This is a genomic window from Actinophytocola sp. (assembly GCF_045807065.1).
Classification (GTDB): Bacteria; Actinomycetota; Actinomycetes; order Mycobacteriales; family Pseudonocardiaceae; genus Actinophytocola.
The window spans coordinates 1-3872 of the sequence record NZ_JBJMIE010000573.1; the positions used below are offsets into that span (position 1 = coordinate 1).

At 70.8% G+C, this 3872-nt stretch carries 5 protein-coding genes; all 5 read left to right on the forward strand.

The annotated features are described in order from the left end of the window. Window positions 1–318 (forward strand): lysine 5,6-aminomutase subunit alpha TIM-barrel domain-containing protein (locus tag ACJ73U_RS33585; RefSeq protein WP_407781770.1); only part of this gene is annotated, 318 nt, incomplete at its 5' end. Next, the gene (locus ACJ73U_RS33590) at window positions 315–1043 is read left to right on the forward strand and encodes an OAM dimerization domain-containing protein (protein WP_407781771.1); all 729 of its coding nucleotides are present in this window, start codon (window positions 315–317) and stop codon (window positions 1041–1043) included. The genes ACJ73U_RS33585 and ACJ73U_RS33590, both read left to right, overlap by 4 nt. Beyond that, window positions 1040–1450 (forward strand): hotdog domain-containing protein, encoded by a 411-nt coding sequence (locus tag ACJ73U_RS33595; RefSeq protein ID WP_407781772.1) that lies wholly within the window; start codon window positions 1040–1042, stop codon window positions 1448–1450. Before ACJ73U_RS33590 ends, ACJ73U_RS33595 begins: the two co-directional genes overlap by 4 nt. A gap of 13 nt (window positions 1451–1463) precedes the next feature. Then, a complete protein-coding gene (locus tag ACJ73U_RS33600) occupies window positions 1464–1952 on the forward strand; it encodes a GNAT family N-acetyltransferase (protein WP_407781773.1) in 489 nt (162 codons plus the stop codon). Window positions 1953–2043: 91 nt separating this feature from the next. After that, on the forward strand, window positions 2044–3872 hold a 1829-nt coding region (locus tag ACJ73U_RS33605), incomplete at its 3' end, for an AMP-binding protein (protein WP_407781774.1).

Here is a 3872-nt window from a genome sequence, read left to right on the forward strand (position 1 = left end):
ACCCCGTTCCTGTCCGACCGCGACCTCGCGCTGCGCAACGTGAGGTACGTGCTGAACGCGGCGGCGGGCCTGCGCGAGGACTTCCGCCCGGCACCGGACGGCTTCATCGTCAAGCGTGCGCACCAGGTCCTCGGCGAGGCGGTCGACCTGCTGGACCGCATCGTCCGCGACGGGCTCCTGGACGCCATCGCCGAGGGCACCTTCGGCCTCATGAAACGCCCGCCGGACGGGGGAAAGGGCGCCGACGGCGTGATCGAGAAGGCCGACGGCTACCGCAACCCGGCCGCGGACCTCCTCGAGTCGGGGGAGACGCGATGACCTCCATACGGCCGTATGGCGACACCACCGGTGACGGCATGGTGCAGACGTCGTTCACCCTGCCGGTCCCGCCCGGCCCGAAGGCGGAGGGCGCCGCGCTCCAACTCGCCAACAAGATGGGGATCGAGCCGGCCATGGTCGTGCACTCCCACGGCATCGGCGAGGCGTTCACCTTCTTCGTCGTCTACGGCTCGGTCAGGCACCTCGTCGACCTCGACGCGGTCACGGTCGTCGAGCGCGAGTACCCGCTGCTCTCCCCGACCGAGGTCAACACCGAGCTGCGCAACCTGTTGCGCCGCAAGCTGGTCGTGGTCGGCGGCTGCATCGGCACCGACGCGCACACGGTCGGCATCGACGCGATCCTGAACATCAAGGGCTTCGCCGGCGAGAAGGGCCTCGAGTACTACCGCGAGCTGCGGGTGGTCAACCTCGGCGCCCAGGTCACCGTGCCGGACCTGGTGAAACGGGCCCGCGCGGAGAAGGCCGACGCGGTGCTGGTCTCCCAGGTGGTCACGCAGCGGGACGCGCACATCCTCAACACCCAGGAGATGTCGGCCGCGTTCCGCGAGGCGATGGGCGACCGGCGACCGGTGCTGATCGCGGGCGGGCCCCGGTTCGACCCCATGATGGCCGAACAGCTCGGCGTCGACCGGGTGTTCGGCCGCGGCACGACACCCGGCGAGGTGGCGAGCTACCTGGTGCACGCGATGAAGGGACACAAGTGACGCTGGAATTCGGCTTCTCCGTGACACACCGCCGGTACGTGCCCTACGCGCACGCGCACTACGGCGGTGATCTGGTGGACGGCGCCTACGGGCTCGCGCTGTTCGGTGACGTCGCGACCGACCTCGCCATCCACACCGACGGCGACGAGAGCCTGCTCGCCGGCTACTCGCAGGTGGAGTTCCTGGCCCCGATCCAGGCCGGCGACGTCGTCGAGGTGACCGCGACGCTCACCCGCGTCGGCAGCCGCTCCCGCGACCTCGCGTTCGAGGCCCGCGTGCTCTGCCGGGCGGCGCCGGACCGCGGCCCGTCCGCGGCCGACGTCCTCGACCCGCCGATCCTCGCGACGAAGGCGGTCGCGACCATCGTGGTGCCCGCGAAAACCGAGGGCGACGCCACGCCGGCCTGACCTATCGTCAGGCATGCGGACACGACGACTGACCGGCGACGACTGGCGGACCTGGCGTGACCTGCGGCTGGCCGCACTCGCGGACGCACCCCACGCCTACGGCTCCACGCTCGAGGCGGAGCGGGCCCTCGACGAGGCCGAGTGGCGGCGCAGGCTGGACACCGGGCTGTCCGTGATCGCCGTCCGCGACGGGGAGTGTGCCGGGATGGTCGCCCTGTACGTGCCCGACGACACACCCATGCTGGTCGCGATGTGGGTCGACCCCGCGCACCGCGGGTGTGGCGTCGGCGACGCCCTTGTCACCGAGATCCTGCGCCTCGCGCGGGAACGGCCGGTCCACTCAGGGGAAAAGCGCTGGTCCCACGTGGTGCTGCGGGTCGCGGAGGGCAACGAGGCGGCCAGGAAGCTGTTCCTCCGCCACGGGTTCACCGCCACCGGGCGACACGTGCCGCTGGAAAGCGACCCCGGGGTGCGCACCGAAATCTTGTCCCGGCCGTTATAAGGTCCTGGGAACAGAACGCAAGTCTTGCTCCGAATGGAGCACGCCTGCTAGTAACTCTAGCTCTGGGCGTTCGCCCCGCGGACGGAGGAGCATGGCGACCGATCTCGTCGAGGTGACAGAAGTCCTCGACCACCCCCTGGACGAGGTGTGGTCGCTGCTGACCAACCTCCAGGCCTACCCGCGGTTCGTCGCCGAGGTGGCCTGGTGCGAGCCCGCCGGTCCCGCCGACACCGGGCGCTACGAGGTGCGGTTCTGCGTCGACCGCGGCCCGGTCGTGCGCGCCCAGATCGAGGTGCTGGTCAACCGTCCGCAGGAGCACTTCGTGATCGTCAGCGACCGCTGGCCGGGCGGCCACCTCTCGCTGCGGTTCCGCCGGCTCGACCCGGACCGCACCGAGGTGCAGCTGACCGTCTCCCTGCCCAACGTCGACAGCGGGATCACGGGGAACTGGCTGCGCAAGCGCGTCCGCAAGGCGTTGTCGCTGTTCCACCACCACCTCGCCGGCATCGCGATCACCGCGTCCCGCAAGGGAATCGACCAGACCGCGAGCAGCCAGTCGCAGCTGACCGTCGCCCGGATACTCACGCGGGCCGGGGTGATCACGCCCGCGCGGCCCGACCAGATGCTGCGCCAGCTGAACGTGCTCGCCAGGTGGGGCGCGACGGTCGCCGGCGGCTACCGCGCCATGCGCGCGAGCCACCCGAGGGACCAGGCGATCGCCGACGAGCTGGGCACCCTCACGTTCGAGGAGATCGACCAGCGCACCACCCGGCTGGCGAACGGGCTGACCAGGCACGGTGTGCGGCAGGGCAGGCGGGTCGCGGTGATGTGCCGCAACCACGCCGGCATGATCGAGTCGATCGTGGCGTGCGGGAAGCTCGGCGCGAGCGTGCTGCTGCTGAACACCGGCCTGTCGGCCAACCAGGTCCGCGACACGGTGATGACGCACCGCCCGGCGGCGGTCCTCGTCGACGAGGAGTTCGTGCCGCTCATGCACTACCTGCCCCAGTCGCTGCCGAGGATCCTGACCTGGGGGCACGAGCCCGGCGACATCACGATCGACGGGCTGATCGAGGAGTCGGCGCCCGACCGGATCAGGCCGCCGTCCGCACCCGGCAAGATCATCGTGCTGACGTCCGGCACGACCAGCAACCCGAAGGGCGCGCGGCGGCGCAACCCGCACGGCATCCGCACGGCCGCGTCACTGCTGTCCCGGATCCCGTTCGAGGCCGGCGAACGCATGATGGTGGCGGCGCCGCTGTTCCACACGTGGGGTCTCGGCGCGTTGCAGCTGGGCATGCCGTTGCACGCCAAGCTGGTGCTGCACCGCAAGTTCGACCCGGAGGCGACGCTCGCCGCGATCGAGGAGCACCGCTGCACGTCGCTGATCGTGGTGCCGATCATGCTGCGCCGCATCCTCGACCTGCCGCGCCAGGTGATCCGCAACTACAACATCAAGTCGCTGCGGATCGTCGCGTCGAGCGGCGCGTCGCTGTCGGCGTCGCTGGTCAACGGGTTCATGGACGTCTTCGGCGACATCCTCTACAACCTGTACGGGTCGACCGAGGTGTCGTGGGCGAGCATCGCGGACCCGGAGGACCTGAGGGCGGCGCCGACGACCGCGGGCCGCTGCCCGGTCGGCACGAAGGTCGGCATCGTCGACGCGACCGGCCTGCCCGTGCCGCCCGGTGTCGTCGGCCGGATCTGCGTGGGCAACGACATGCTGTTCGAGGGCTACACCGGCGGCGGCGGCAAGGACGTCATCGACGGCCTCATGGCCACGGGCGACGTCGGGCACTTCGACGACGGCGGGCGCCTGTTCGTCGACGGCCGCGATGACGACATGATCGTGTCAGGCGGCGAGAACGTCTTCCCGCGTGAGCTGGAGGACGCCTTGGCGACACACCCGGACATCGCGGA